Source organism: Rhodoferax sp. GW821-FHT07F03 (genome assembly GCF_059418745.1).
The window spans coordinates 112,534-138,038 of the sequence record NZ_JBWKQM010000012.1 but is presented as its reverse complement, the minus strand read 5'-3'; the positions used below and the strand labels follow the sequence as shown (position 1 = coordinate 138,038).

General features: G+C 63.3%; 23 protein-coding genes. 10 read left to right on the top strand and 13 right to left on the bottom strand.

What is annotated here, in order from left to right:
- Positions 1–33 precede the first annotated feature (33 nt).
- A complete protein-coding gene (locus AC07R0_RS19330) occupies positions 34–819 on the top strand; it encodes an SDR family oxidoreductase (RefSeq protein ID WP_495106045.1) in 786 nt (261 codons plus the stop codon).
- A 145-nt stretch (positions 820–964) separates the two neighbouring features.
- Here the strand turns inward: AC07R0_RS19330 and mnmC are convergent, their stop codons facing one another.
- Both mnmC and AC07R0_RS19320 read right to left on the bottom strand, forming a co-directional pair.
- Positions 965–2,773, bottom strand: a complete 1,809-nt coding sequence (gene mnmC, locus AC07R0_RS19325) for a bifunctional tRNA (5-methylaminomethyl-2-thiouridine)(34)-methyltransferase MnmC2/FAD-dependent 5-carboxymethylaminomethyl-2-thiouridine(34) oxidoreductase MnmC1 (RefSeq protein WP_495106044.1) — start codon at positions 2,771–2,773, stop codon at positions 965–967.
- Between the two features lie 2 nt (positions 2,774–2,775).
- Positions 2,776–3,048: an oxidative damage protection protein gene (locus AC07R0_RS19320; RefSeq protein WP_495074630.1), complete on the bottom strand. Its 273-nt coding sequence runs from the start codon at positions 3,046–3,048 to the stop codon at positions 2,776–2,778.
- 183 nt (positions 3,049–3,231) lie between these two features.
- Between AC07R0_RS19320 and AC07R0_RS19315 the strand changes: the two genes are divergently transcribed.
- The 6 genes from AC07R0_RS19315 to AC07R0_RS19290 all read left to right on the top strand — a co-directional run bounded on the left by AC07R0_RS19315 (position 3,232) and on the right by AC07R0_RS19290 (position 8,041).
- A complete protein-coding gene (locus AC07R0_RS19315; protein ID WP_495106043.1) occupies positions 3,232–3,426 on the top strand; it encodes a hypothetical protein in 195 nt (64 codons plus the stop codon).
- Between the two features lie 128 nt (positions 3,427–3,554).
- Entirely contained in the window at positions 3,555–4,595 is a 1,041-nt protein-coding gene (locus tag AC07R0_RS19310; RefSeq protein WP_495106042.1) for a sulfate ABC transporter substrate-binding protein, read from the top strand.
- On the top strand, positions 4,592–5,443 hold the full coding sequence (gene cysT / locus AC07R0_RS19305) for a sulfate ABC transporter permease subunit CysT (protein WP_495074627.1): 852 nt from the start codon (positions 4,592–4,594) through the stop codon (positions 5,441–5,443). Before AC07R0_RS19310 ends, cysT begins: the two co-directional genes overlap by 4 nt.
- Positions 5,440–6,357, top strand: a complete 918-nt coding sequence (gene cysW, locus AC07R0_RS19300) for a sulfate ABC transporter permease subunit CysW (protein WP_495074626.1) — start codon at positions 5,440–5,442, stop codon at positions 6,355–6,357. The genes cysT and cysW overlap by 4 nt, the downstream gene beginning before the upstream one ends.
- Before the next feature lie 12 nt (positions 6,358–6,369).
- Positions 6,370–7,488 (top strand): sulfate/molybdate ABC transporter ATP-binding protein, encoded by a 1,119-nt coding sequence (locus tag AC07R0_RS19295; RefSeq protein WP_495106041.1) that lies wholly within the window; start codon positions 6,370–6,372, stop codon positions 7,486–7,488.
- A 49-nt stretch (positions 7,489–7,537) separates the two neighbouring features.
- Positions 7,538–8,041, top strand: coding sequence for a disulfide bond formation protein B (locus AC07R0_RS19290; protein WP_495106040.1), 504 nt, complete (start codon positions 7,538–7,540; stop codon positions 8,039–8,041).
- Here the strand turns inward: AC07R0_RS19290 and AC07R0_RS19285 are convergent, their stop codons facing one another.
- The 7 genes from AC07R0_RS19285 to AC07R0_RS19255 form a co-directional block, all read right to left on the bottom strand.
- Complete coding sequence (locus AC07R0_RS19285; RefSeq protein ID WP_495106039.1) at positions 8,042–10,390, bottom strand: diguanylate cyclase domain-containing protein; 2,349 nt, start codon at positions 10,388–10,390, stop codon at positions 8,042–8,044. It abuts the gene before it with no gap.
- A gap of 235 nt (positions 10,391–10,625) precedes the next feature.
- Complete coding sequence (argA, locus tag AC07R0_RS19280) at positions 10,626–11,975, bottom strand: amino-acid N-acetyltransferase (RefSeq protein WP_495074622.1); 1,350 nt, start codon at positions 11,973–11,975, stop codon at positions 10,626–10,628.
- A gap of 71 nt (positions 11,976–12,046) precedes the next feature.
- Complete coding sequence (gene mdoH, locus AC07R0_RS19275) at positions 12,047–14,179, bottom strand: glucans biosynthesis glucosyltransferase MdoH (RefSeq protein WP_495106038.1); 2,133 nt, start codon at positions 14,177–14,179, stop codon at positions 12,047–12,049.
- On the bottom strand, positions 14,176–15,684 hold the full coding sequence (locus tag AC07R0_RS19270; protein WP_495106037.1) for a glucan biosynthesis protein G: 1,509 nt from the start codon (positions 15,682–15,684) through the stop codon (positions 14,176–14,178). Before AC07R0_RS19270 ends, mdoH begins: the two co-directional genes overlap by 4 nt.
- Positions 15,685–15,892: 208 nt before the next feature.
- Positions 15,893–17,293, bottom strand: coding sequence for a sigma 54-interacting transcriptional regulator (locus AC07R0_RS19265; protein WP_495106036.1), 1,401 nt, complete (start codon positions 17,291–17,293; stop codon positions 15,893–15,895).
- Entirely contained in the window at positions 17,290–17,871 is a 582-nt protein-coding gene (locus AC07R0_RS19260; protein ID WP_495106035.1) for a hypothetical protein, read from the bottom strand. Before AC07R0_RS19260 ends, AC07R0_RS19265 begins: the two co-directional genes overlap by 4 nt.
- A complete protein-coding gene (locus AC07R0_RS19255) occupies positions 17,864–19,291 on the bottom strand; it encodes a sensor histidine kinase (RefSeq protein WP_495106034.1) in 1,428 nt (475 codons plus the stop codon). The genes AC07R0_RS19260 and AC07R0_RS19255 overlap by 8 nt, the downstream gene beginning before the upstream one ends.
- Positions 19,292–19,483: 192 nt before the next feature.
- On the opposite strand from AC07R0_RS19255, the gene AC07R0_RS19250 reads away from it, so the two are divergent.
- The 3 genes from AC07R0_RS19250 to AC07R0_RS19240 all read left to right on the top strand — a co-directional run bounded on the left by AC07R0_RS19250 (position 19,484) and on the right by AC07R0_RS19240 (position 22,351).
- Positions 19,484–20,749, top strand: a complete 1,266-nt coding sequence (locus AC07R0_RS19250) for a winged helix-turn-helix domain-containing protein (protein WP_495106033.1) — start codon at positions 19,484–19,486, stop codon at positions 20,747–20,749.
- A 210-nt stretch (positions 20,750–20,959) separates the two neighbouring features.
- Positions 20,960–21,427: a hypothetical protein gene (locus AC07R0_RS19245; RefSeq protein WP_495106032.1), complete on the top strand. Its 468-nt coding sequence runs from the start codon at positions 20,960–20,962 to the stop codon at positions 21,425–21,427.
- A gap of 141 nt (positions 21,428–21,568) precedes the next feature.
- Positions 21,569–22,351, top strand: coding sequence for a DUF2145 domain-containing protein (locus AC07R0_RS19240; RefSeq protein ID WP_495106031.1), 783 nt, complete (start codon positions 21,569–21,571; stop codon positions 22,349–22,351).
- A 26-nt stretch (positions 22,352–22,377) separates the two neighbouring features.
- On the opposite strand, the gene pqqE is transcribed toward AC07R0_RS19240, so the two are convergent.
- Genes pqqE through pqqB form a run of 4 tightly spaced genes read right to left on the bottom strand, consistent with a single transcriptional unit; the run spans position 22,378 to position 25,452 of the window.
- Entirely contained in the window at positions 22,378–23,523 is a 1,146-nt protein-coding gene (gene pqqE / locus AC07R0_RS19235) for a pyrroloquinoline quinone biosynthesis protein PqqE (RefSeq protein ID WP_495106030.1), read from the bottom strand.
- Positions 23,514–23,804: a pyrroloquinoline quinone biosynthesis peptide chaperone PqqD gene (gene pqqD, locus AC07R0_RS19230; protein WP_495106029.1), complete on the bottom strand. Its 291-nt coding sequence runs from the start codon at positions 23,802–23,804 to the stop codon at positions 23,514–23,516. The genes pqqE and pqqD overlap by 10 nt, the downstream gene beginning before the upstream one ends.
- Complete coding sequence (gene pqqC / locus AC07R0_RS19225) at positions 23,801–24,538, bottom strand: pyrroloquinoline-quinone synthase PqqC (RefSeq protein ID WP_495106028.1); 738 nt, start codon at positions 24,536–24,538, stop codon at positions 23,801–23,803. Before pqqC ends, pqqD begins: the two co-directional genes overlap by 4 nt.
- The gene (gene pqqB, locus AC07R0_RS19220) at positions 24,535–25,452 is read right to left on the bottom strand and encodes a pyrroloquinoline quinone biosynthesis protein PqqB (RefSeq protein WP_495106027.1); all 918 of its coding nucleotides are present in this window, start codon (positions 25,450–25,452) and stop codon (positions 24,535–24,537) included. The genes pqqC and pqqB overlap by 4 nt, the downstream gene beginning before the upstream one ends.
- Positions 25,453–25,505: the final 53 nt, after the last annotated feature.

Below are 25,505 nucleotides of genomic sequence, written 5' to 3'. Positions count from 1 at the left end.
GAGTCCACTTAACGAACAGCGAAGAGGCTTGTGATGGCATACAGCATGGATCTTTCAGGCCGGGTGGCTTTGGTTACCGGGGCCTCGGGCGGCTTGGGGGCGCAGTTTGCCCGAACTTTGTCGCGTGCAGGGGCTGCTGTAGTGCTGGCCAGTCGCCAAGTTGACAAGCTCAAGGACTTGCGCGCCCGCATCGAGGGCGAGGGTGGTGATGCCCATGTGGTCGAATTGGACGTGAGCGATATGGATTCCATCAAATCGGCCGTGGCCCACGCAGAGACCGAGGTGGGCTCCATCGACATCCTGGTCAATAACTCGGGTGTGAGCACCACCCAGCGCCTGCAGGACGTGACCGAGGACGACTTTGACTTCATCTTCAACACCAATGTGCGTGGTGCCTTTTTTGTGGCGCAAGAGGTGGGCAAGCGCATGCTGGCGCGCGCCAACGGCTCGGCGCCGGGCAGCTTTACTGGCGGGCGCATCATCAATATCGCCAGCATGGCCGGGCTCAAGGTGCTGCCGCAGATCGGCGTGTACTGCATGAGCAAGTCGGCGGTGATCCAGATGACCAAGGCCATGGCGGTGGAGTGGGGCAAACACGGCATCAACGTGAATGCCATCTGCCCCGGCTACATTGACACCGACATCAACCACCATCACTGGAAAACCGAGCAGGGCCAGAAGCTGGTGCAGATGCTGCCACGCAAGCGCGTGGGCAAGCCGGAAGACCTGGACGCGCTGCTGGTCATGCTGGCCTGCGGTCAAAGCCATTTTGTGAACGGCGCAGTGATTGCTGCAGACGATGGGTTTGGCGCGGGCTGAGTGTCTTCAAGGCTGCAGGCCGGTATTCTGGCCGCAGTAGGTACACTTTTAGGACCTAAAAATGGCTGCTAGCGCATATAAATAAAGCGCTGGCAGCTATTTTATTTGTAGCGGGCCAAGAGTGCCTTGACTGACTTGGCGCCGCCTATGAACGCGCGTCGAAGAAGCGTTGCACATCCAGCGCCGCCGCCAGCTTTTTCTCCAAGGGCAGTGGCTCGCCATGCAACCGGGCCGCAAGCAGCTCGGCGCACAGGTGGGCAAAGCTGAGTCCGCGCGAGCCCATGGCGGTGCTGACCCATAGGCCGGGTGCCAGTGTGCCGACCATGGGAAGGCGGTCTGGCGAGGTGCAGCGCACTCCGGCCCAGTCTTGCACGCGGCCTTCAACAAAGCAGGGAGTCAGCGCCTCGGCAGCTGTGGGTAGCAGGCTGCGCAGGCGTTCCAGGTTGCCAATGCGGTCCGCGTCGCAGCTATCGCCGTGTACGCTGTCGCGTTCGTAGCTGGCGCCGATCAGCCAGGCACGGCCGGCCGTGCTGGGGAAGTCGGGTATGCAATGGCCCTGGCCGTTGACCGGGAAAGGCGGCAGGGCCGCAGCACCGCGCAAGCCCCAGGAAATTTGGCCCCGTACGGCCTGCACCGGAATGTCTGCCGCTGCCACCTGTCGGCTGGCAAAGCCGGCTGCAACCACGATCAGCGGCGCCTGCGCCAAGACATGGCCTTGCGCGTCCAGTGCCTGCCAGCCCTGGTCGCAGGGCTGGAGGCGGTCTACTGGGCTGTGGCCGCGCACGCGGATGGCTGGGTGGTCCAGCAGTGCCTGCACCAGTTGCGCGGGTTTGATCCAGCCAGCGCGGGCGTGCCACAGCGCATGGGCGTCGGCAGGCAGGCCCGCCTGGTCCAACGCTTCCGTGCTGGCGGCCGTGTGAGCCGGGTATACGGCGGCAGGGCTACCGCCCAGCCATTCCAGCACGCCGGTGGCCTGCCAGTCTTGGCCCACTTGCAGCCGGGTTTGGGCCAGCTGCAGTGTGGCGCGTACACCGCTGGCCGATAGACGCGACTGCACATTGTGGTCGCGTGAAATCAGCGGCGAGAAGATGCCCGTGGGCAGGCCGGAAGCGCCTGCGGCCGGGGCTGCAGCAGCGTCCAGCACCAGTACCTGCCAGCCGCGCCGTGCCAGGCTGTCGGCCACGCCGGCCCCGGCCAGGCCAGAGCCTATGACCACGCAGTGGCTGGGTGTGGGCGCGGGCTGCACTGCGGGGCGAGGTTCCCAGCGCGGGTCGAAGCGGCCCTGCAGGTTGTCACGCTTGGGTGGCACGCCCGGGGTTTTTTGCACCGAGAAGCCGCACTGCTCCAGCGCGTCGCGCACCGCGCGGGCGATGGTCCAGGTGGCGATGCGCGTGCCGCGTTTGCAGCAGCGCGACACGGCCTTCAGCGTGTGCGGGCTCCAGATGTCGGGGTTGCGCTGGGGGCTGAATCCATCCAGATACACGCTGTCTGCTTGCAGCGCCATTTCGCGCAGCATGGCTTGTGCGTCGCCTATACACAGGGTGAGCTGTACTTGGCCGCCCTCAAACACCAGACGATGGAAACCCGGTGACAGGCCCCACCATTGGGCGTGCAGTTGCTGCGCCAGCGGCAGCAGGGCAGGGTGAGCGTCGAAGCTGCGCAGTAGATCGTCGGCACTGGAGGGCCAGGCTTCGATGGAAACAAAATGCAGCAACGACGGGCGCTGCGGGTCGGCCTTCCAGGCTGCCCAGGCCACCAGAAAGTTCAACCCCAGGCCAAAACCGGTTTCCAGAATGCACCACTGGGGCTGTTGTGCCCAGGCTGCAGGCAGGCCACAACCGTGGAAGAAGACCTCTTGTGCCTGGCTCAGCCCGCCGGACTCGCTGCGGTAGCGGTCGCCAAAGCGTGGGCTGAACGGGGTTCCATCAGGCAGCCATTGGATAAGCTCCGACAAGATCAGGCTGCTGGCGGTACGTAGCCTTGGGCGGCATCTGCGCCCGAACCGAAGAAATGGTTTTCCATCTGGCGGGCCAGGTACTGGCGGGCGCGCAGGTCGGCCAGGTTCAGGCGGTTTTCATTTACCAGCATGGTCTGGTGCTTGAGCCAGGCAGCCCAGGCTTCCTTGCTGACGTTCTCCCAGATGCGCTTGCCCAGGTCACCGGGGTAGGGCGGGAAATCCAGGCCTTCAGCTTCCTTGTCGAGTTTGATGCAGTGGACCATGCGTGCCATAAAAAGCCTTGTAATGTGTTGTGTGGGGTGCGCAAACCGATTGCGATTCGCATTGCAGGGGGCGACTGTAGCAATGTTTGCAACGCCCTGGCGTCGGCTGGACTTTACAGAACTTCGCGTACGGGCGTCGGCAAACGGGGCCGCTATCGCGTTGCAGTAGTACTGTATTTTAGGAGCCTTGCCATGCGTATCGTGATTTCTGTCGTGTTGCTAGCCTGTACCTTGAGTGGCTGCGTGGTTGCTCCTTATGGCCCACGGGCCTACGGTCCTGGATACTATGAGGCGCCAGCGGTGGTGGTGCAGCCTTCGGTTTATGTGGCGCCCCGGCCTTATTACTATGGCAACCCCTATTGGCGCGGCCATATGGGCTGGCGCTAAGTTTCGGCTGTAGTCTGTGTACAGGGTTCTATATTCTTAATAGCGCTATACAAACAAGAAAACAGTCGTTTGAGGCCTAAAGCTTTGGCCAGACAATATTGCTTACAACTTTATTGCCAGGGCCATGCATGCGCTTTTTTTATAGCATTTCTCCGTCTAGCCGTTCATCCAGCGTGGTGCGCACAGTGTTCGCCGGCCTGCTCTTGGCCGCGACAGGCCTGGCATCTGCGCAGCAAACCACGCTGCTGAACGGCTCATATGACGTGGCGCGTGAGTTCTACAAGGACTACAACGCCGCTTTCGTCGCGCATATCAAGAAGACCACCGGCAAGGATGTGAAGGTAGACCAGTCGCATGCCGGCTCCAGCGCCATTGCGCGCTCGGTGGCCGAAGGTCTGGATGCCGACGTGGTGACCATGAACACATCGACCGACATCGACTTTCTGGCCGACAAGGGCGTGGTTGCGAAGGACTGGAACAAGAGGTTCCCGGGCAATGCATCGCCCACCACGTCCACCATGTTGTTTCTGGTGCGCAATGGCAACCCCAAGGGCATCAAGGACTGGGATGACTTGGTCAAGCCCGGCATCCAGGTGGTGGTGGTGAACCCCAAGACCGGCGGCAACGGCCGCTACGCCTATCTGGCGGCCTGGGGCTATGTGAAGAAGAAGGGCGGCAGCGATGCCCAGGCGGCCGAGTTTGTGGGCAAGCTGTACAAGAACGTACCCGTGCTGGCCCAAGGCGGCCGGGCGGCCACCACGACCTTTCTGCAGCGCAATATCGGCGATGTGCTGATCACCTTCGAGTCCGAAGTGGTGTCGATCGACCGCGAGTTTGGTGAGGGCAAGGTGGATGCGATCCACCCCAGCATCAGCGTTGTCGCCGAGAACCCGGTGGCCGTGGTAGAGCGTACCGTAGCTAAAAAGGGCACGGCCGTGCTGGCCAAGGAATACCTGGACTATCTGTACTCCGATGAAGCGCAGGAGATTGCGGCAAAGCACGCACTGCGCCCCCGCAACGAAGCCATCCTGAAGAAATACGCTGCGGTGTTCAAGCCTATCCAGTTGTTTACCGTGAACGAGCTGTTTGGCAGCCTGGGTGAAGCGCAGAAGGTGCACTTCAACGACGGCGGCCAGTTCGACAAGATCTACACCCCAGGTGCCAAATGAGCGTTGCGCGCGCTCCGTCCGGCAAGGCTAAACGCGTCTTGCCCGGTTTTGGCCTGACCCTGGGCTATACCGTGCTCTACTTGAGCATCATCGTGCTGGTGCCCTTGTCGGCCCTGTTTCTGAAGACCTTTACCCTGAGCTGGGACCAGTTCGTGGACGCCGTGACGGGACCGCGCGTGCTGGCCTCGTACCGACTGACCTTTGGCGCGTCTTTGCTGGCGGCCTTGGTGAACCTGGTGTTTGGGTTGCTGGTAGCCTGGGTGCTGGTGCGCTACAGCTTTCCCGGCAAGAAGATTGTGGACGCCTTGGTGGACCTGCCATTTGCTTTGCCCACGGCCGTTGCCGGCATTTCGCTGACTGCGCTGCTGGCGGGTAACGGCTGGCTGGGCCAGTACCTGGAACCCTTGGGCATCAAGCTGGCGTTTACGCCGGCCGGGGTGGTGATTGCGCTGATCTTCATTGGCCTACCCTTCGTGGTGCGTACGGTGCAGCCGGTGCTGGAAGATGCCGAGAAAGAGCTGGAAGAGGCCGCCACCTCGCTGGGCGCAACCCGGCTGCAGATCTTCACTCGGGTGATCCTGCCGCATATCGCACCAGCACTGTTGACCGGTTTTGCCATGGCTTTCGCGCGCGCCATTGGTGAATACGGCTCGGTGATTTTCATTGCCGGCAATATGCCCATGGTGTCCGAGATCACTCCGCTGATCATCATTGGCAAGCTGGAACAGTACGACTACGCCGGTGCTACCGCCGTGGCCGTGGTGATGTTGACCATATCCTTCATTCTGTTGCTGCTGATCAACGCCTTGCAGGCCTGGCAGCGCCGCCAAACTGGAGCCACGGCATGAGTGCCAATACCGTACGCCGCGCCCAGGCCGGCACCACCGAGTCCGCCTGGGTCCGCTACACGCTGCTGACCGTGGCGCTGGTGTTTCTGCTGCTATTCCTGGTGCTGCCGCTGGCCGCGGTTTTTACCGAGGCCTTGCGCAAAGGCTTGGGTGCCTACCTGGAAGCCCTGCAGGAGCCCGATGCCTGGTCCGCTATCAAGCTGACTTTGCTGACGGCCGTGATCGCCGTGCCGCTGAACCTGGTGTTTGGCATCGCCGCGTCCTGGGCGATTGCCAAGTTCGACTTCTGGGGCAAGTCTTTTCTGACCACACTGGTGGACCTGCCATTCTCGGTGTCGCCAGTGGTGGCGGGCCTGGTCTACGTGCTGCTGTTTGGCGCCAGCGGCTGGTTCGGCCCCTGGCTGCAGGCGCACGATATGAAGATTGTGTTTGCGGTGCCGGGCATTGTGCTGGCTACCGTGTTCGTGACCTTCCCCTTTGTGGCCCGCGAGCTGATTCCGCTGATGCAGGCCCAGGGCAATGACGAGGAGCAGGCGGCCATCGTGTTGGGTGCAACGGGCTGGCAGACCTTCTGGCATGTGACTCTGCCGAACATTAAATGGGGCCTGCTGTACGGCGTGATCCTGACCAACGCGCGTGCCATGGGCGAGTTTGGCGCGGTGTCGGTGGTGTCTGGCCATATCCGCGGGCAGACCAATACGCTGCCGTTGCACGTCGAGATTTTGTACAACGAATACCAATCCGTGGCGGCGTTTGCCGTGGCGTCTTTGCTGGCCATCCTGGCGCTGGTGACGCTGGTGATCAAGTCGGTGGCCGAGTGGCGTATCGAGCGCGAGCTGCGCTCCATTGCCGAAATGCCACCCGAAGCGCCACGTACCGATACACCTGCGGCACAGCTTGCCGCCGCCCATTGAAAGAGGCCTCTTATGAGCATCGAAATCCGCAATATCCATAAGCAGTTTGGCAGCTTCACCGCCCTGGGCGACGTCAGCCTGGACATCCAGTCGGGCGAGCTGGTGGCTCTGCTCGGCCCCTCGGGCTGTGGAAAGACTACGCTGCTGCGCATCATCGCCGGGCTGGAAACGCCGGACGCTGGCAGCATCCACTTCTCCGGCGAAGACACCACCGACGTGCATGTGCGCGAGCGCCAGGTGGGCTTTGTGTTCCAGCACTATGCGCTGTTCCGACATATGACGGTGTTCGAGAACGTGGCCTTTGGCCTGCGTGTCAAGCCGCGTGGCCAGCGCCCCAGCGAGTCGGCGATCAAGGCCAAGGTGCATGAGCTGTTGGGCCTGGTGCAACTGGACTGGTTGGCCAATCGGTACCCCAGCCAGCTGTCTGGCGGTCAGCGCCAGCGTATCGCCCTGGCGCGCGCGCTGGCGGTGGAGCCCAAGGTGCTGCTGTTGGACGAGCCCTTTGGTGCGCTGGACGCCAAGGTGCGCAAGGAGCTGCGCCGCTGGTTGCGCCGCCTGCATGACGACCTGAACGTGACCAGCATCTTCGTGACCCACGACCAGGAAGAAGCGCTGGAGGTGGCCGACCGCGTGGTGGTAATGAACAAGGGCAAGGTCGAGCAGATCGGCTCGCCACAAGACGTGTGGGACCACCCGGCCAGCCCCTTTGTGTATGGTTTCCTGGGCGATGTGAACCTGTTCCATGGCCGCGCCCACGAGGGCGAGGTGCAGCTCGAAGGCATCAAGATTCAGGCGCCCGAGCACCCCCACGCGCAAGACGCTAAGGCCTTTGCCTATGTGCGCCCGCACGACATCGCTGTGCAGCGCTACGTGAAGGGCGAGGGCCTGGATGCCGCGGGCAAGCCGATCGGCATGGTGGTGACGCTGACCCGCGCATTGGTGATTGGTCCTATCGCCCGTTTGGAACTAACGCCGCTGGAGCAGCACCAAGCCGTGGACAATACGCTGGATAACCTGGTGGAAGCGCAGTTGCCTGCGGAGCAGTTCCGGGTTCTAGGTTTGCAAGAGGGCGACACGCTGGTGGTGACACCGCGTCGCGCCAAAGTGTTTGTGGAGTCCGCGCCAGCGTGATGTAGCCCCCGGGGGTGCGTCCGCAGGGCGCATTTTTTGAAAGCTATGCATGTTGTTGTCCTGGATTGATGCCGCCCCACGCCGTGTGCTGTTGGGGATCAGCGTGGTGTGTATCGGCCTGCTGGCCTTTGGCCTGTATTTGCAGCACGTGGTGGGCCTGGAGCCTTGCCCCATGTGCATCGTGCAGCGCTATGCTCTTGTTTTAGTAGCAATCATCGCAGGTATCACCAGCGCCAGTGGCAAAAAAAGCTTGCATGTCTCTGGCGTGCTGTTGGTACTGCTGGTGGCTGGTTTCGGGGCGTTTGTGGCTGCGCGTCAAAGCTGGCTGCAGTGGTATCCGCCCGAGGTGGCCACCTGCGGTCGCGACCTCTACGGAATGATTGAAACCTTCCCGCTGCAGCGCGCCATTCCCATGATCTTCAAGGGCGGCGGCGATTGCACGGTGGTGGACTGGACCTTTCTGGGCGGCTCGATCGCCAACTGGTCGTTTGTCTGCTTTGTCGCCATCATCCTGCTGGCGCTGGTGTTCCTGGGCCGCAAGCTCAAGGCCTGATCACCCCAGATAGAACTCGGACTGGCTGGGGCCGGGAGCGGGTGGTGGTTCCTGGGTTGCGCACACGTAGCGGTCGCGGCCTTGTCGCTTGGCCTCGTACAGGGCTGCGTCGGCCTGCTCCAGCAGATCTTGTTCGGAAATGTCCTTGTGCGGTATGACGCTGGCAATACCTACGCTCAGGGTCACGTGGCTGGCCGTAGGTGAGTCCTTGTGCGGATGGCCGGCATGCCGTATGCGCTCAAGGCAGCGTTGCGCAACCACCGTGGCGCCAGCGATATCGGTGTCCAGCAGCAGCACCGCAAACTCTTCGCCCCCATAGCGCATCAGCAATTCGCCAGGACGGCAAATGCAGGTGTTCAGAATGCGCGCCACTTCGCGCAGGCAGTCGTCGCCGTTCAGGTGGCCATAAGCGTCGTTGTAGCGCTTGAAATGGTCTATGTCTATCATCAGCAGGGCCAGCGACTGTTCCTGGCGCATGCTGCGCGCCCACTCGGAGGCCAGACACTGGTCGAAGAAACGCCGGTTCCCCACGCCCGTCAACCCGTCGGTCACGCTGAGCTCTGCCAGTTGTTCGTTGGCGCGCTGTAGCTCGGCCTGGAACTGCATACGCTCGGTGATGTCTTGCAAAGTGCCTTCCAGACGCACGGTATGCCCATCCTGCACGATGGCCTCGCCATGTGAATGCACCCAGACTTGGCGTGCGGCGGCGGTGGTCATTTGCAGCTCCAGAGCCCAGGGCGTGCCGTAGCGTATGGCTTCGGCCATCGCCTGCTCCAGCTTTTGGCGTGCCTCTGGCGGGTAGCAGGTCAGGGATTCGTCCAGGGACAGTGGCATGCCTACCGGCAGGTCGTGGATCAGAAAAACCTCGGGCGTCCAGGTTTGCAGCATGTTCGACAGGTCCAGTTCCCAGCCTCCGATCTTGGCGATCTCGCCGGTGCGCCGTTGCAAGGCCGTGGCGGCCGCCAGGTGCGCTTCTGCCTGCTTGCGTTCTGACACATCCATATGCGTACCCAGTACGCGGGTGACGCGGCCGTTCTCATCGCTCGCCGCGACCATGGCGTGGTCTAGCACCCAGATCCAGTGGCCGTCCTTGTGGCGCACGCGGTGCTCCAGCTTGTACGACGAGCTATGGCCCTTGATGTGGGCGATGAACGCAGCACGCAGCATGGGCAGCTCCTGCGGGTGCAGCAGTTGCCACCACAGGCCGCCGCGCAGCAAGATTTCATTGGGCTGGTAGCCCAGCATCTGCCAGAGACGGTCGCTGAAAACCATGGTGTTCTTGGCCATATTCCAGTCCCACAGACCCAGGTCCGCGCCCTTGAGGCCGAATTCAAAGCGCTGGGCGGTTTCTTTCAAGGCATCCTGTATCTCGGTATGGGCCAGGTGCATGGCCCTTCGGTGCTTATGGATGTAAGCCAGGCCTATGCAGGCAATCAGGCCGAATACCGCCAGCAGCCCCAGGTTCAGCAGGGCTTCGTTCCACCAGATGGCGTCTACCGCTGCCAGGTTTCGGCTCACAGAGATGGTCAGTGGCGTATGCATGTGCAGCTCGGCGGGCTGGATATTGCGAAAAACCAGCATGCGCTGGTCGCCCAATACCCTTGATTGGCCAATCAAACGGCTTACGGCCTGTCCCGACTGGACATGCTGGTGGAACATGGCTCCCGGCACGTTGATATTGGTGTTCAGGGATTTCGCATTGGGCGGAATCATGATGAACACCCGCCCATCGTGGTGCGTGATGCCGACCGTCATGTCGGGCGCGTACAGCACCGACTGCATCACGATGTCGAAATAGTTCGGCTCCAGTGTGGCGCTGATTAGGCCTATGAATTGCCCATCTACCTCAGATACGGCCTTGCTGGCCCCCACCGCATAGAAGCCAGAGCTGGGGATGTAGTTGGGCGACACATAGAGTGCCGCGTAGTCTGGGTTGGCTTGGGGAATTTCGAAATACGGGCTTTGGTGCAGGTCGGCGCCCAAGGCGTTCTTGTTGTTGCTGCCGATGACGATGCCGGATTTGTCCAGTATGGACAGGTCCCGCACGCCGGGCATGGCATCGGCCAGCAGCTGCAGGCGCCGTCCCATATTGGGCGCGTCGCCCGGGTGGTCGCTGTAGTACAGGTCGTACCGCAGACCGGCCAGGGCCCGGTTCACTCCCTGCAGCTGGCGGATCAGGTTTTCGCCCACCACGCGGGCCTGGGTTTGCAGGCGGTCGAACTCCTTTTCCCGGTTCAGTCCGTGTTCCCGCCAGAGTTTGCAGGCCACGGTGCCCAGCAAAACCAGCAGCACCAGTGCCATGGCCCACCATTCCTGGGTATGGCGGCGTTTCAGGCGGACGTCCGTCACCGGGGAATGCGGAGCCGCTTGCCTCATGGAGAAAGGCCCATTGCATGCATGTCGCGGTGTGCGTAGCGGCGCATAGATCGTGAACAGGCTTTAGGAGTGTATGCCGATACATTGTGTACCCGCGCCCGCCTCGGCGCACACCTAAATGCACCGAATTTCTATCTATTTCCGACGCTTCGGGGGGCATTGGGCGCCATAGGCGGCCACGTGCCGCCGACTCGTCCCCTCTGGCGCGCTAGTTCAGTTTTTTGACCAGCACCTGGCTTTTGCGGTCCCAGTTGTACTTGCGCTTACGGGCTTCGGGCAGCCATTCCGGGTCTACCTGCACAAAGCCGCGCTTGATGAACCAGTGCATGGTGCGAGTGGTCAGCACAAAAATGCTTTGCAGACCGGCTGCACGGGCACGCTGCTCGATGCGCTTTAGCACTTTTTCGCCGTCGCCCTGGCCTTGCACCTGGGGCGATACCGTCAGCGCGGCCATCTCGCCGGTGTGGGCTTCGGGATAGGGGTAGAGGGCGGCGCAGGCGAAGATCACGCCGTCATGTTCGACCACGGTGTACATATGGGCGTCGCGTTCGATCTCGGTGCGGCTGCGCTTGACCAGGGTGCCGTCTTTCTCAAACGGTTCAATCAGTTGCAAGATACCGCCCACATCGTCCACCAGGGCCTCGCGCAGGCTTTCGAGCTTTTCGTCCACCACCATGGTGCCTATGCCGTCATGCACATAGACCTCCAGCAGGATGGCGCCATCGACCGAAAACGGGATGATGTGGCTGCGCTCCACGCCGGATTTGCAGGCCGTCACGCAATGCTGCAGGTAGAAACCCGTGTCGGTGGGCACATTCGCCGGGGGGAGTTCGGCCAGCAGTTTTTCGGCCATGGCCAGGGGCAGCTCGGTGTCGATAGGGTTGTCTTCGCTCTCGGGCTCGCCCGGATGCATACGGATGCCGGGCACCTCGGTCAGGAAGATCAGCTTGTCGGCCTGCAGGGCGCTGGCGACCGAGGTGGCCACCTCTTCCATGGTCAGGTTGAAGGCTTCACCTGTGGGCGAGAAGCCGAATGGTGACAGCAGCAGCATGGCTCCCATGTCCAGCACACGGGTGATGCCGGCGATATCCACTTTGCGCACTAGGCCGGAATGCTGGAAGTCGATGCCATCCACAATGCCGACCGGGCGGGCGGTGATGAAATTGCCTGAAATCACGCGGATGGTGGCACCTGCCATGGGCGTATTGGGCAGGCCCTGGCTGAACGCCGCCTCGATCTCGTAGCGCAGCTGACCGGCGGCTTCTTGTGCGCAGTCCAGCGCTACTTCGTCGGTGATGCGGATACCGTTGGCGTATTTGGGGGGGTGGCCCTTGGCCTTGAGCTGTTCATTGACCTGCGGACGGAAGCCGTGCACCAGCACAATCTTCACGCCCATGCTCTGGATCATGGCCAGGTCTTGCGCCAGGTTGGGCAGCTTGCCTGCTGCAATCGCCTCACCCGCGATGCCCACCACAAAGGTCTGGTTCCGAAACTTGTGGATATACGGTGCCACGGAACGGAACCAGGGCACGAAGGTGAAGTTGAAAACAGAGGTCATGGTCATGGCGCGTGATTGTGCATGAAAGCCTCTGTGCCAGCGGGGCTTCTTGCCCCGCTGCTTTTTGCCGATCAGCGCGTGCGGGCACCTACCAGCGCGGCATGCAGCATGCGCAGGCTATGCGGTTCGCTCAGAAAGCGCATTTTTTCCGCGGCTTGCGGCACGGTGTGGCCCTGGCGGCCCAGTTGACGCACGCGTTGGCGACGGTGCTCGCCGCGCAGGCCCAGGCCGGTGTGGCGGGGGCCCAGGGCTTGCAGGGCCAGGCTGGCCAGGCGTGGCAGGTCGGCCAGCCAGCTGCCGGCGGAGATGCGTACATTGCTGTCCTTGGCATAGGCCCAGGCCTGCTTCAGGACCGACGGAGACTGGGTTTCCTCGGGCACCAGCAGCCAGCCGGCATTGCGCAGGCGCTGGCCGAGTGCACTTTGGCTGCTGAGCACGGTGAACGGCACGGCCAGCAGCAGGGGCAGACCCATGGGCAGCAGCCATAGTGCCGTAGCGGGCGAGATAAAGGCAATGCTGGCCAGCAGGCACAGCACGCCCAGGCCCAGGGGGCCAAAGCGCCGCGCCGCATCGGCCCAGGGTAGGTCATTGGCCTCGCGCGGAGGCGAGGTCCATTCCAGGCGCCAACCGGTCAGGGCACCCAGCACGAACAGGCTATGCGCCGCCATACGCAGCGGCGCCTGCAGCATGGACAGGCCTGCTTCCAGTATGGTGCTGCCCACCAGGGCCAGGCTACCGCCAAATCGGGCTTGTTCGCCACGCAGCAGCACGGCGGCCAGGCCCAGTACCCGGGGCAGGGCCAGCATCAGCGCGGTGGAGGCCCAGAGCGTCACTACGCTGTGGTGGGACCACGGCTGGAATTCGCTGTCGTGCAGCCACAGGCAGGCACCCAGCATTACATACAGCAGCCACAGCGGTGCCGATACATAGGCCATGGCGCCGGTGGCCAGCATGGCGCGGTGGACCGGGCGCAGGCCAGGCTCGGCCAGCAGGCGAGAATTTTGCAGATTGCCCTGGCACCAGCGGCGGTCGCGTTGCAGCTCGGCCAGCAAGTGTGGCGGTTGCTGCTCGTAGCTGCCTTCCAGGTCGTTCACCAGCCAGACCTCGTAGCCTGCGCGGCGCATCAGGGCTGCTTCTACAAAGTCGTGTGACAGGATTTCGCCTGCCAGGGCGCCGGTGCCGGGCAGGGTGGCCAATGCGCAGTGTTGCATGAAGGGCTCCACGCGGATGATGGCGTTGTGGCCCCAGTAGTGGGCTTCGCCCAGCTGCCAAAACTGCATGCCGGCGGTAAACAGGCGGCCGGTCACGCGGCTGCCAAATTGTTGTGCCCGTGCATGCAGGGTGGCGTGACCGCAGGCGCGCGGCGCGGTTTGCAAGATGCCGGCACGCGGGTTGGCCTCCATCAGGCGGGCCAGGGTGACCAGGGTGTCGCCGCTCATCACACTGTCGGCGTCCATTACCACCATATAGCGGTAGCTGCGGCCCCAGCGGCGGCAAAAGTCGGCCACATTGCCGGCTTTGCGACGGGTACGGTGCTGGCGCCAGCGGTAGTGCACCTGCAGCTTGCTGCCATGGGCTTGCATCTGGCTACGCAAGTCCTGCCAGGCGGTCATCTCGGCCACACGCAGGTCGGGGTCGCTGGTGTCGGACAGCACAAACACGTCAAACAAGCGCTCGGCCCCGGCGTTCACCAGCGACTCGCAAGTGGCGCGCAGCCCGGCAAACACCGTGGCCACGTCTTCGTTGCAGATCGGCATGATGACGGCGGTGCGCGCGTCGGCCGGCAAGGTGATGCCGTCCGCGCTGCGGGCCGAGAGTGCATGGCGGTCGCCGCGCAGCGTGACCCAGAAGCCCATCACGGCGGTCACCGTGCCGGCCGATACCCAGGCAAACAGCAGCGCGAACAGGCCTAGCTGCGTCGCCAGCAGCCAGTCACTGCCCGCACCGGGCTGGGCACGCCATAGCAGGGCGGTGGCAAAGGCCGTGGCACCGGCAATCCAGAACAGCAGCCAGTTGCGGCGCTGCTGGGCTGCCGTTTCCCAGGCTGGAGTTTGTTGCTGCAATTGAGCGGCACTGGCGCGCCAGGGGGCGTTGCCAGGGGCTCGTTCGCCACGCAGGAGGGCTGCGAAGCCCAACCAGGGCTGGGCGGGCATGGAGCCGCGCTGGGTGGGAGGCATGCCGGAGGTGTGTGCAGGTGTGGTCATAGGGCAGGCAGGATGTAAGTCCAGGTTTCGCTGACCGTGTCAGGGCCGGCGGTGAGGTAGGCGCGCAGTTCCACGGGGCGCGCGGGGTCCAGGGTCTTGACGCGCAGGGCCAGGCGCCAGGCGCCGGTGGCTTCCACGCGGTAGACGGCTTGCTCGGTAATGCGGCCGTTGCCGTTGGCGCTCACCACGGACTTCAGTTCGTCGTTGCTGGGCAAGGTGGGGCCTTCGAAGTCCACAATGAACTGCTGCTCGTTGGGCGCCAGGGTGGCATAGCTGCGGCCCACCCGGGTCTGCGCGACCCAGGCCTTGGGCGGACGCTGCTGGGCCTCGCCCTGCCAGTCCACGCGCCAGGACACGTCCAGCGGTTGGCCGGGTGCCGGCAGGGTGGCCGGCACCCAGTAGGCGACGATGTTGTCGTGGGTTTCGTCCGGTGTGGACAGCTGCATCAGCTCCACCCGGCCCTTGCCCCAGTCACCCAGCGGGGTGATCCAGGCGGACGGCCGGCGCTCATAGCTGGCTTCGCTGTCTTCGTAGCTGCTGAAGTTACGGTCGCGCTGCATCAGGCCAAAACCCTTGGGCGATTGGGTAGTGAGGGACGTGACCAGCGGCTTGCGCGGGTTCTGCAGCGGGCGCCACAGCCATTCACCTTCACCGCTGGCGACCATCAAGCCGTCCGAGTCATGCACCTCTGGGCGGAAGTCGTCGCGGCTGGGCTGGTTTTCGCCAAAGGAGAACATGCTGGTCAGCGGCGCAATGCCCAGGGTACGTATTGGGTTTTGCGGCGACGCGCGCAGGAACAGCCGGGCCTTGACCGTTACGCTGGTAGTGCTGCCGGGCTGGATCTCGAAGCGGTAGGCACCGGACACGCGGGGCGAGTCCAGTAGGGCCAGGATGGTTAGGGTCTGGGCTTTGGCGTCGGGTCGTTCGATCCAGAAGTCGGTGAAGCGGGGGAACTCCTCCGGCCCGCCGCCCGCGCTGTCCACAGCCAGGCCACGGGCCGACAGGCCGTAGTGCAGGCCTTTGCTCAGTACCCGGAAGTAACTCGCACCCTGGAACACCACCAGCTCGTCCTTGTAGGCTGGGGTGTTTAGCGGGTAGTGCACGCGAAAGCCTGCGTAGCCTATGTCTTCCCAGCTCTGCGGGTTCAGCTTGTTGGCACCGTAGCTGAAGTCTTGTGGGTTGAAGCTGAATGGGCGTTCACCCTCGGGCGTGAGTTCATGCAGGCGTACCGGTTCGGTTTGGTACTTACCCAGGTGGAAGAACATCAGTTCGAACGACAACTGCTCGGCACGCCAGGCAGCGCGCTCGGGCTTGAAGCGGATGTCGCGCATCTGGTCGTAGCTCAGTTGGCGCAGTGCTGCAGGGGTGCGGCTGGGTACTGGGCTATAGGGCTGGGCAGCCAGGGCCTGGGCGCGTTCGGCCAGGGTGTCGAAGTCGGTGCGCAGCGGCAATACTGCAAAGGCGGTGGGAGAGGCCAGCGTCACCAGCGACGACAAAGCCAGCATGGCGGATGGAGGTATGCGTGGTGTACAGGTCATTGCCAGTACTGGTGCAAACCCTATGCCACGTAAATAAACCTTTAAAAATCAAATGCTTACGTGATTTTTAAAGAATTTCCCCCTATTTTTTGCAGGAAAAGCGTCGCTGATCAGCGACAGCCCTGCACGCATGCGTTCATCTTGTCTTTGCAAGCTATTGATTTATAACGATAAATCAGCTGTCGCCAGCTGGCGACAGGCCACTTTCCGGTTCGCCGTCGGACGGTTCGGCGCGGAACAGGCCGGGCGTCAGCCCGTGTTTTTGCAGCAGGCGGTAGAACTCGGTGCGGTTCTTGTCGGCCAGCCGTGCGGCGTCAGCCACCTGACCGTCGGTCAGCTTCAGCAGGTCCACCAGGTAGCTGCGTTCAAAGCGGTTGCGGGCTTCGGTAAAGCCCAGCACCTCCACGGTGGGCACGCGCAGGGCGCGCTGTACCAGCGCCAACGGCACCAGCGGCGTGGTGGCCAGGGCGCAGACCTGCTCCACCACGTTGTGCAGCTGCCGCACATTGCCCGGCCAGGCGGCTGTGGCCAGCAGGCTCAGTGCATCGGGGGCAAAGCCTTTTACCGGCTTGTGGTACTTGCTGGCCAGGCGCTGCAGAAAATGCTGTGCCAGCAGCGCAATGTCTTCGCGCCGATCGGCCAGCGGGGGCAGGGTCAGGGTGACTACGTTCAGCCGGTAATACAGGTCTTCGCGAAAGTCACCCTGGGTCAGCGCGGCTTCCAGATCGCGGTGGGTGGCCGAGAGTATGCGCACGTCTACGTCCACCGACTGCTGGGCGCCCACAGGCCGTATCTGGCGCTCCTGCAGCACGCGCAGCAGCTTGACCTGCAGGGTAGGTGGCATGTCGCCAATTTCGTCCAGAAACAGGGTACCGCCGTTGGCGCTTTGGAACAGGCCCCGGTGGTGGGCCACCGCACCGGTGAATGCGCCTTTGACGTGGCCAAACAGCTCGGACTCCAGCAGCGCCTCGGGGATGGCGCTGCAGTTCACCGCCACAAAGGCACCGTGGGCGCGTGGGCTGGCGCGGTGGATGGCGCGCGCCAGCAACTCCTTGCCGCTGCCGCTTTCGCCGCGTATCAGCACCGATGCATCGCTGGGTGCAACCAGCCGTGCCTCGGCCAGTACCTCGTCCATCACCGCCGAGCGGCTCACAATTTCGGCGCGCCAGGCCTCGCCGGCCGAGCCCGCCACCGGGCGGCTGGCGGCGGACAAAACCAGTGCCCGGCTTACGGCGCCCAGCAGTTCCTTGCCATCAAAGGGTTTGGTCAGGTAGCTGAACACGCCGCGCAGCGTGGCGTCTACCGCGTCGGGGATGCTGCCGTGGGCGGTGAGCAGGATCACCGGCAGGCCGGGGAAGCGTGTCTGCACGGCGTCGAACAGTCCCATGCCGTCCATGCCCGGCAGGCGTACATCGCTCAGCACCAGCTGCGGACGCAGCACCTCCAGCCGAGCCAGGGCGGCCTCGGCATCGACTTCGGCGGTGACGGCATAGCCGGCGGCGCCCAGGCGCAGCGACAGCAGGCGCAGCATGTCGGGGTCGTCGTCCACCACCAGGATCTGCAGCTTGGCGCTCATGGCGTCTTGCCCATGCTGCGTGGCGCCAGTGACCGCTCGATGGCCTTCAGCGCTTCCAATTGCTCAGTCAACTGGTCTATGCGGCGCTGGTTGTCGCGCAGCTGCTGGTTTTGCCGAACGATCTGTTCCTCGAGCCGCTTTTGCTCGGAGGCCCTTGCCATCAGCAGCGGTAACCAACCGGTCCATGCGGCTACTGCCGGGTCGTTGCCATTGTTGAGCCCTTCCAGCTGCGCCAGCGCGCGCGCTGAGTCGCCTGGGTTATGCGTGTGCAGCCATACCAGGGCCAGATGCACCATGCCGGCAGGTGTGGCGGGCTCTGCCGCCAGCCCGGCGGCCAGGGCGTTGAGTGATTCGGGCGTTGCCTGGCGCAGGCTGTCTTGCCATTGCTGCAGCAGGCGGCCTGCTTCGTCCACGGGGCTCAGTGGCGAGGGCACCGGCACCAGCTTGATGACAGGTGACGACGTGGCTTCATTGCTGATGGCGCTGGCCGGTGGGGGCTCCGCCACAGGGCCTGTGCTGCAGGCGACCAGTGCGCATAGGCTCCAGAGTCCCAAATTTCGGATCAGTAACTTAAACATGTGAGGTGTCCAAAGGCAAAAGGATTTGAAAGCAGGCGCCGTCGGCGCGTGCCACCAGGCGTACCTGCCCGCCGTGGGCGGCCACTTGTTCGCGCACGATGGCCAGACCAATGCCGCTGCCACGCGGCAGATTCAGCGGCTGCACATGGCCACGGTAGAAGGGGTCGAAGATGTGTTCGCGCTCACCCTCGGGTATGCCCGGCCCGTTGTCGCTGATCTCCAGCACCACCTGGCCGTTCAATGTGCCCACCCACCAGCGGATACGTCCGCCAGGCGGACTGAAGCGCACAGCGTTGGACAGCAGATTGCCCAGCGCCATGCCCAGGCGCTCCGGGTCCACCGGGTGGCTGAGTGTGGCGTCGCCTTCCACCACCACGTTCAGTCCACGTGCCTGCCAGCTCAGGCGCTGGGCCTGGGCCACGCCCTCCAGCAATGTGCGCAGCACCGTGGGGCGGCGCTGCAGCTGCCGCGCGTCGAAGGCGGCGGCGTTGTAGCGCAGCAGGTCTTCGATTTGTTGTTGCAGCACGCCAGTGTTGTGCTGCAGTATGGCCACGATCTCGGCCTGCTCGGCGCCCAGCGCACCACCCACGCCTTCTTGCAGCAGGGCCACTCCTTCGCGCAGCGCGGCCAGTGGGGTCTTCAGTTCGTGCGAGGTGTGGCGCAGAAAGCGTGCCTTGTCCTCGTCCAGCTCGGTCAGGCGCAGGCGCAGCCAGTCCAGCTGGCGGCCCAGGCTGGCCAGGTCGGCCGGGCCGTGTATCTGTATGGCCTGCTGCAGCCGGCCTTCGCCCAGCGCCACGATGGCCTTGCCCAGCTGGCGCAACGGGCGTGTCAGCCACAGGCCAAACGCCAGGGCTGCCACCGCTGCCGCCACGATGGCCACCAGCACCTGCTGCACCTGGCGGTTGCGCTGTTCTTCCAATGCGTTTTGCACCTGTTGGTTGTGCTCGGCAATGCTTTGCTGCACCTGCTGCGACAGGCCACGCGAGATGCCGTCCAGGGTCTGGAACTCGGCCGCCACCGCATTGCCCCGGCTGGGGCGCGGCACGCGGTTATCGGCCAGTTGGCTGCGGATGCGCACGGCCGACGCCAGCCACTGCTGGGCCAGCGCGGCGGTGGGCGGGTACTGGCCTAGCGGCAGCAGCAGGGCCTGGGCCTGGTTGGCGGCATCGTCGAAGCGCTGGCGCAGGGCGTCATCGCCTAGTACCAAATACTGGCGAGCGGCGCGTTCCATATCGGTGCTGCGCTCGGCCAGGCCCCGGGTGGACAGGTTCAGCTGGATGCTTTGCTGCCCGGCCGCGCGGCTTTGCGCCAACACGCCTTGCAGCGCCTGCAGGCCGCTGAGCGACACCGCGCCCAGCAGGGCGGCAATCAGCACAAAGGCCAGCAACAACAGTTGGCGAAAAGAGGCGCGTAGGGTCACGGCAGGGGCAACAAGCCAGGCAACAAGGGGTGGCTTCAGTATAAAAGCCGGTGCTGCACTGCAGCATCTGAAGATGTAATGGGCTGTAGCCGCCGTTGTAGTGCTTTTGGAGTTTCAAGCCCTTTAGGCCTCTGGCGCAGGTATTGCCTGCGCAAGCAGCTATGGAATTAATAGCTGTCTAGACTGTTTGCCATGCCGCACGACTCACCATCTTCCAAACCCCTGGCGCTGGCCCAGGCGCGCAATCTGCAACTGGCCGCCCAGGGCCTGCTGGCTGCACCGCGCCGCAAGGCCACACCCCTGGCGCTGCGCCAGTGCATTGCCCAGATGCAGCTGCTGCAGATCGACACCATCAGCGTGGTGGCGCGCAGCCCCTATCTGGTGTTGTTCTCGCGGCTCGGTGCCTATCCGCAGGCCTGGCTGGACTCTGCGCTGGCCGACGGCCATCTGTTTGAAACCTGGGCCCACGAAGCCTGCTTTGCGCCGGTCGACGACCTGCTGCTGCACCGCAGCTACAACCAGCAGGCGCGCCGCCACTGGGGACTGCTGAACGGGCAGGCTGTGCAGGCCAGCCAACGTGCGCATCTGGACGCCTTGCTTGCGCATATTGACAGCAAAGGCCCGGTCCGTTCTGCCGACTTCATCCGGCAGGACGGCAAAACCGGCAATGGATGGTGGGACCGCAAGGACGAAAAGCGCTGGCTGGAGGCCTTGTTCGCCAGCGGCGAGCTGATGGTCAAGCGGCGCGACAGCTTCCAGCGCGTCTACGACCTGGCGCACCGCGTGCACCCACACCTGGCCAACGCCCAACTGCCGGAAGCCGCTGCCGTGCACTGCCATTTCACCGAGAAAGCCATCCTGGCGCTGGGCATCACACAGGCCCGCTGGGTGCACGACTACTTCCGCCAGAAGCCACGCCTGAAAGATGCCGACCTGGATGTGCTGGTGGAGCAGGGCGTGGTGCAGCGCGTGCAAGTGCAGGGCTGGACTCTGCCCGGCTATGTGCACCAGCAACACTCCGAGCTGCTGCAAATCGCCCAGGCTGGCAAGCTGCGCGCCACCCACACAGCCTTGCTGTCGCCCTTCGACCCGCTGGTCTGGGACCGCGAGCGCACCTTGGCGATGTTCGGTTTCGACTACCGCATCGAGTGCTACACGCCGGAAGACAAGCGCACCTACGGCTACTTCGTGTTGCCCATCCTGCACAAGGGCGCACTCATAGGCCGGCTGGACGCCAAGGCCCACCGCGCACAGGGCGTGTTCGAGGTGAAGGCGGTGTTTCTGGAAGACGGCGTGAAGCTCAGCGACGCGGCGGTGCGGGCGGTGGCAGAGGCCATCCAGCGTTGTGCGGATTGGCATGGGACACCGGAGGTAAAAGTAGTACAGACGGCGCCGCAGTGGTTATCGGTGCGGCTCACAACTTGTCTGCGGCAGACTGAGCTAGTGCAATCCGGCTGAATGTCTCAATAGATGTATGACTGCTTCAGTGTTGACCAATAAATTTACAAAAATTGTCTAAGACTGCAAAGGGGGAACAGAGCGTCTTTTTAAACTAGCTACTTGCAGGATAGGCATTTGAAATGCTCCATTACAGCCTTAGCGGCCTTTTTCTTATTTATATTGAGACAGAGTCCGTCAATCCTTTAGAAGTGCCAATTCGACGTTTGCATGAGTTACCTCCAAAAGTGTATTTTTTCTCTGGCCTTGGTGCTGTGCGCGGCATCCATGCCTTGCCGGGCATCCAGTACGTCAGTGTCCTCCATGCTGGACCGGGCCAGTGAGTCCATAAGTCGCATTTCCAGCTCGTTGGAGAGGAGTAATAAAAGCTCTGCCAAGGCGCTTGGTTGGGCGCAAGGGGATTTCACGATTACAGAGGTGGTGGCTGTTACCGAGCAACCGGACCTGGTTCGCGTGGTCTTGCGCGCAGCGGGGGATACCAGCCGAGATGACGACCTGTTTTTGTGTGTACCGAAGCGGACGTTTGATGAGGCAGGTTTGGCGCTGGGCCACATGGTGACTGCCCGCCAGCGCAGCTATGGCGTGGAATTTGTGAAGACTGAAAACCAGCAAGCGTTCTATCTTCTGTTGAAAGATGCATCTTGGGGTGAACTCCAGAGCCTTCCTGTCGTGCTGTAGTCCATGGGCTTTGTTCGGTGCTGCTGCAAAGGTTTACAGCTGGCCCTTTGCGCAGGCGTGCTCTGGTGCAGCTATGGTCATGCGGGAGTGCTCGGGTATTGTGATTCGCGCGGTAAATTAAATGCCAGCCAGCAGGATAAATTGCTGCGCTTTGGCGAGATCATCAAGGCTGAGTTGGATAAATCGGGCCACAGTCTTGCGTTGGTTTCGTACTCTGGCTTGGATTTGAAGCGTTTAGGCATACGCTATTCCCATGCCGGCATCAGCTTGAGAGTGAGCGAGAACGGTGCGTGGTCTGTTCGCCAGCTGTATTACGACTGCGAGCAGCGTAAACCACGGATCTTCGACCAGGGCATGGCCGGATTCGTGATGGGCGGCGCCAACCCGGATTTGAGCTTCGTATCGATTGTGCTGTTGCCACCGCAGCAGGCAGACGCACTGGAGCAGGTGACGGTGGATAAGCAGCAGGCATTGGCGTTGCTGGGGGCCACTTATAGCGCCAATGCCTATCCCTTCAGCACCCTCTACCAGAACTGCAACCAGTGGGTCATGGAGCTCATGGCCAGCGCCTGGGGCAAACTGGGGCGTGATGACGGTGCCCGCGCACGTGCCCAACAATGGCTGAAGGAGCGGGCCTATGAGCCCAGCGTGGTGAATGTGGGCTACCGGCCCTTGATGTGGGTTTCGTACTGGCTGCCCTGGCTGCACAGCGACGACCATCCCGATGAGGAGTTGCAGCACAATATCTACCGCATCAGCATGCCCGCCGCCATCGAAGGATTTGCCCAAGCCATGGCGCCCGGTGCGACCCGCATCGAGCTGTGCCACACGGACAAACATGTCGTCATCCGCCACGGCTGGGACGCGATTGCCGATGGCTGCCAAGCCCGTGATGGCGACGAAATCATCAGTCTGCTGGATTGAATCACATAGCGTTGAGAGAGCACGCTTTACGGTGGGCCTTGGAGCGATGTCTTGTTATTGCGGAACACCAAGGGTTTCACCACAGTGCGCTGCCCATCTGGAATCTGCGCATAGGCGACGGCTTCCAGCACGCGGTGGTGCTCGGCGGACTTGTCGCACACCGGGTCGGCGTTGGCGGCGTCGCCGGTCAGCATGAAGGCTTGACAGCGGCAGCCGCCCAGGTCTTTTTCCTGCTCGGGGCAGCTGCGGCAGGGGTCTTTCATCCAGCGCTTGCCGCGGTAGTGGTTGAAGCCCTCCGAGCCGTACCAGATGTCGCTGACTGCCATGTTGCGCACGTTGGGGAAGGTGATGCCCTTGAGCATTTTGGCAGTATGGCAGGGCAGGGCCGTGCCGTCGGGCGTGACGGTGAGGAAGACGTTGCCCCAGCCGTTCATGCATTTCTTGGGGCGGGTTTCGTAATAGTCTGGCACCACAAAGAAGATGCGCAGCTGGTCGCCGAGCTTTTCGCGGTAGGCGTTGGTCACCTGTTCCGCGCGCACCAGTTGCTCGCGGGACGGTAGCAGGCCGTCGCGGTTGAGCTGCGCCCAGGAATAGTATTGGCTGTTGGCCAGCTCCAGATACTCGGCGCCGAGCTCCACCGCCAGTTCGATGATGTTGGCGATGTAGTCGATGTTGAGCCGGTGGACCACGCAGTTGAGCACCATGGGCCAGCCATGCGACTTGATGATGCGGGCGGTGCGGCGCTTCAGGTCGAAGGTCTTGGTGTGCGACAAAAAGTCGTTGAGCCCTTTGGTGGAGTCTTGGAACGAGAGCTGGATGTGGTCCAGCCCGGCCTGCTTGAGTGCCGATGCGCGGGATTCCGTCAGGCCCACGCCGGAGGTCAGCAGATTGGTATAGAAGCCCAGGCGGTGCGCTTCGGCCACCAACACCTCCAGGTCGTCGCGCACCAGGGGTTCTCCGCCCGAGAAGCCGCATTGCACGCTGCCAGCGGCCCGGGCTTCGCGCAGCACGCGCAGCCAGTCCTCGGTGGAGAGCTCGGGCCCGGTGCGGGCGTAGTCCAGCGGGTTGTAGCAAAACACGCAATGCAAAGGGCATTGGTAGGTGACTTCGGCCAGCAGCCACAGCGGCGGGCCGGGGTGCGGGGGCTCCGCCGGCGGGGCGATCAGCTGCATATCTTCACCCACCCCTGGCGCTGCGCAATGGCCAGGAAGTCCAGCACATCGCCGGCCAGGCCGCTCGTGCCGAAGTCCTGCTCCAGGGCTTCGATCAGTTGCTGTACGGTGCGCGCGCCGTCCAGACGCTGCATGATTTCGCCGGCGCTGCCGTTGAGTTTGACCATGCCCTCCGGGTACAGCAGAACCCAGGACTGCTGCACCTCCTCCCATTGCAGGCGGAACATGCGGGCAACACAAGGGCGCGCGTCCATTGCGATGCCGGGGTCGATTTCGTTCATGTTTTCGGACCCGTGATCTGGATTTCGCATTGGCTGAGCATGATGGCGTCGGCCAGCGCCCACAGCACATCCAGCTTGAACTGCAGGATCTCCAGCGCCCGTTCCTGCAGCGCCCTGGTCTGGCTGAAGTGGTTCAGCGTGAAGTGCAGGCCGTGCGCCACGTCGCGCCGGGCCTGCGTCAGGCGCTGCTTGAAGTAGTGCAGGCCGGCGGCGTCCACCCAGGGGTACTGGGTCGGCCAGGTATCGATGCGCTGCTGGTGGATGTGCGGGGCGAACAGCTCCGTCAGGCTGGAGGCCACGGCTTCCTGCCAGGGCTGGCGGCGCGCGAAGTTGACGTAGGCGTCGACTGCGAAGCGCGCCGCCGGCGCCACATGGCGCAGCGAGGTGACATCGTCGCGCGCCAGCCCCACCGCTTCGCCCAGGCGGATCCAGGCCTCGATGCCGCCCGGGTCCTGGATGCCGCCGATGTCGTAGCCATCGTGGTCCAGGATGCGCTGTATCCATTCGCGCCGGATCTCGCGGTCGTCGCAGTTGGACAGGATGGCGGCGTCCTTCACCGGGATGGAGATCTGGTAGTAGAAGCGGTTGGCCACCCAGCCGCGCAGCTGCGCAGGCGTGAGCGTGCCGGCCGCCATCATGAGATGGAATGGATGGTGGATGTGGTAGCTGCTGCTTTTGCCGCGCAACCGGGCTTCAAACTCGGCCTGGCTCCAGGGGGCGGGCACGTGGTTCATAGGTCAATCTCCATGCCGTCGAAGGCCACTTCAATGCCGCGGCGTGTCAGTTCCTGCCGCTGGGAGCTATTAGCGTCGAGGATAGGGTTGGTGTTATTGATGTGGATCAGCACTTTGCGCGTTTGCACGGGCAACTGGTCCAGCCACTCCAGCATGCCGCCGGGGCCGTGCTGGGGCAGGTGGCCCATAGCGCGCGAGGTCTTTGGCGATGCGCCCAGGGCGATCACTTCATCATCTGTCCACAGCGTGCCATCGACCAGCACGCAGTCTGCTGCCTGCATGGCCGCCCAGACATGCGGCTCCATGCAACCCAGGCCCGGGGCGTAGAACAGCTGCCTGCCGGAGCGGGTGTCGGCGATCGTGACCCCGACGTTGTCGCCCGGCTGCGGCTGGTCTCGGTGGGGCGAGTAGGGTGGCGCGTTGCTGATCAGGGGGAGCGCGCTGAAGCGCAGGCCCGGCACGCCATCCATGGCAAAGCCGCTGTGCGCCAGGGGCACGTCGTGCCAGTGCACGCCGCAATAGTGTTCCAGCACCTTGAGCAGCGGGTTGCCGGTCAACAGGTCCTCGCGCACCAGGGCGTGGCACCACAGCTCCAGCGGCTGGCGGTGTTCGCGCAGCATGTAGAGCCCGGTGGTGTGGTCGATCTGGGCGTCGATCAGAAACACGGCGCGGATGGCGGTGTCGCGCAGCTGGCGCGCCGGCTGCAGCTGCGGAAAGCTGCGTATCTGCTGGAGTATGTCTGGCGAGGCGTTGAACAGCACCCAGTTGTCTTCGTCTGCGCTGACCGCAATCGACGACTGGGTCCTTGCTACCAAGTTTGTACTGCCCTGGCGGTACGCCGCGCAGTTCGGGCAGTTGCAGTTCCATTGCGGAAAACCGCCACCGGCTGCTGAACCCAGGACATAGACTTTCAAGTGGAATCCCTCGTGAGCGCTGAGCGCCAGCCTGCCGGGTAAGCCGGCAGGCT

Excerpts from the sequence above, each read along its gene's own strand:
- AC07R0_RS19330 (WP_495106045.1), top strand. The coding sequence starts at position 34 with ATGGCATACAGCATGGATCTTTCAGGCCGGGTGGCTTTGGTTACCGGG.
- AC07R0_RS19320 (WP_495074630.1), bottom strand. The coding sequence starts at position 3,048 with ATGGCACGCATGGTCCACTGCATCAAACTCGACAAGGAAGCTGAAGGC.
- AC07R0_RS19315 (WP_495106043.1), top strand. The coding sequence starts at position 3,232 with ATGCGTATCGTGATTTCTGTCGTGTTGCTAGCCTGTACCTTGAGTGGC.
- AC07R0_RS19310 (WP_495106042.1), top strand. The coding sequence starts at position 3,555 with ATGCGCTTTTTTTATAGCATTTCTCCGTCTAGCCGTTCATCCAGCGTG.
- cysT (WP_495074627.1), top strand. The coding sequence starts at position 4,592 with ATGAGCGTTGCGCGCGCTCCGTCCGGCAAGGCTAAACGCGTCTTGCCC.
- cysW (WP_495074626.1), top strand. The coding sequence starts at position 5,440 with ATGAGTGCCAATACCGTACGCCGCGCCCAGGCCGGCACCACCGAGTCC.
- AC07R0_RS19295 (WP_495106041.1), top strand. The coding sequence starts at position 6,370 with ATGAGCATCGAAATCCGCAATATCCATAAGCAGTTTGGCAGCTTCACC.
- AC07R0_RS19290 (WP_495106040.1), top strand. The coding sequence starts at position 7,538 with ATGTTGTTGTCCTGGATTGATGCCGCCCCACGCCGTGTGCTGTTGGGG.
- argA (WP_495074622.1), bottom strand. The coding sequence starts at position 11,975 with ATGACCTCTGTTTTCAACTTCACCTTCGTGCCCTGGTTCCGTTCCGTG.
- mdoH (WP_495106038.1), bottom strand. The coding sequence starts at position 14,179 with ATGACCACACCTGCACACACCTCCGGCATGCCTCCCACCCAGCGCGGC.
- AC07R0_RS19270 (WP_495106037.1), bottom strand. The coding sequence starts at position 15,684 with ATGCTGGCTTTGTCGTCGCTGGTGACGCTGGCCTCTCCCACCGCCTTT.
- AC07R0_RS19265 (WP_495106036.1), bottom strand. The coding sequence starts at position 17,293 with ATGAGCGCCAAGCTGCAGATCCTGGTGGTGGACGACGACCCCGACATG.
- AC07R0_RS19260 (WP_495106035.1), bottom strand. The coding sequence starts at position 17,871 with ATGTTTAAGTTACTGATCCGAAATTTGGGACTCTGGAGCCTATGCGCA.
- AC07R0_RS19250 (WP_495106033.1), top strand. The coding sequence starts at position 19,484 with ATGCCGCACGACTCACCATCTTCCAAACCCCTGGCGCTGGCCCAGGCG.
- AC07R0_RS19245 (WP_495106032.1), top strand. The coding sequence starts at position 20,960 with ATGAGTTACCTCCAAAAGTGTATTTTTTCTCTGGCCTTGGTGCTGTGC.
- pqqE (WP_495106030.1), bottom strand. The coding sequence starts at position 23,523 with ATGCAGCTGATCGCCCCGCCGGCGGAGCCCCCGCACCCCGGCCCGCCG.
- pqqD (WP_495106029.1), bottom strand. The coding sequence starts at position 23,804 with ATGAACGAAATCGACCCCGGCATCGCAATGGACGCGCGCCCTTGTGTT.
- pqqC (WP_495106028.1), bottom strand. The coding sequence starts at position 24,538 with ATGAACCACGTGCCCGCCCCCTGGAGCCAGGCCGAGTTTGAAGCCCGG.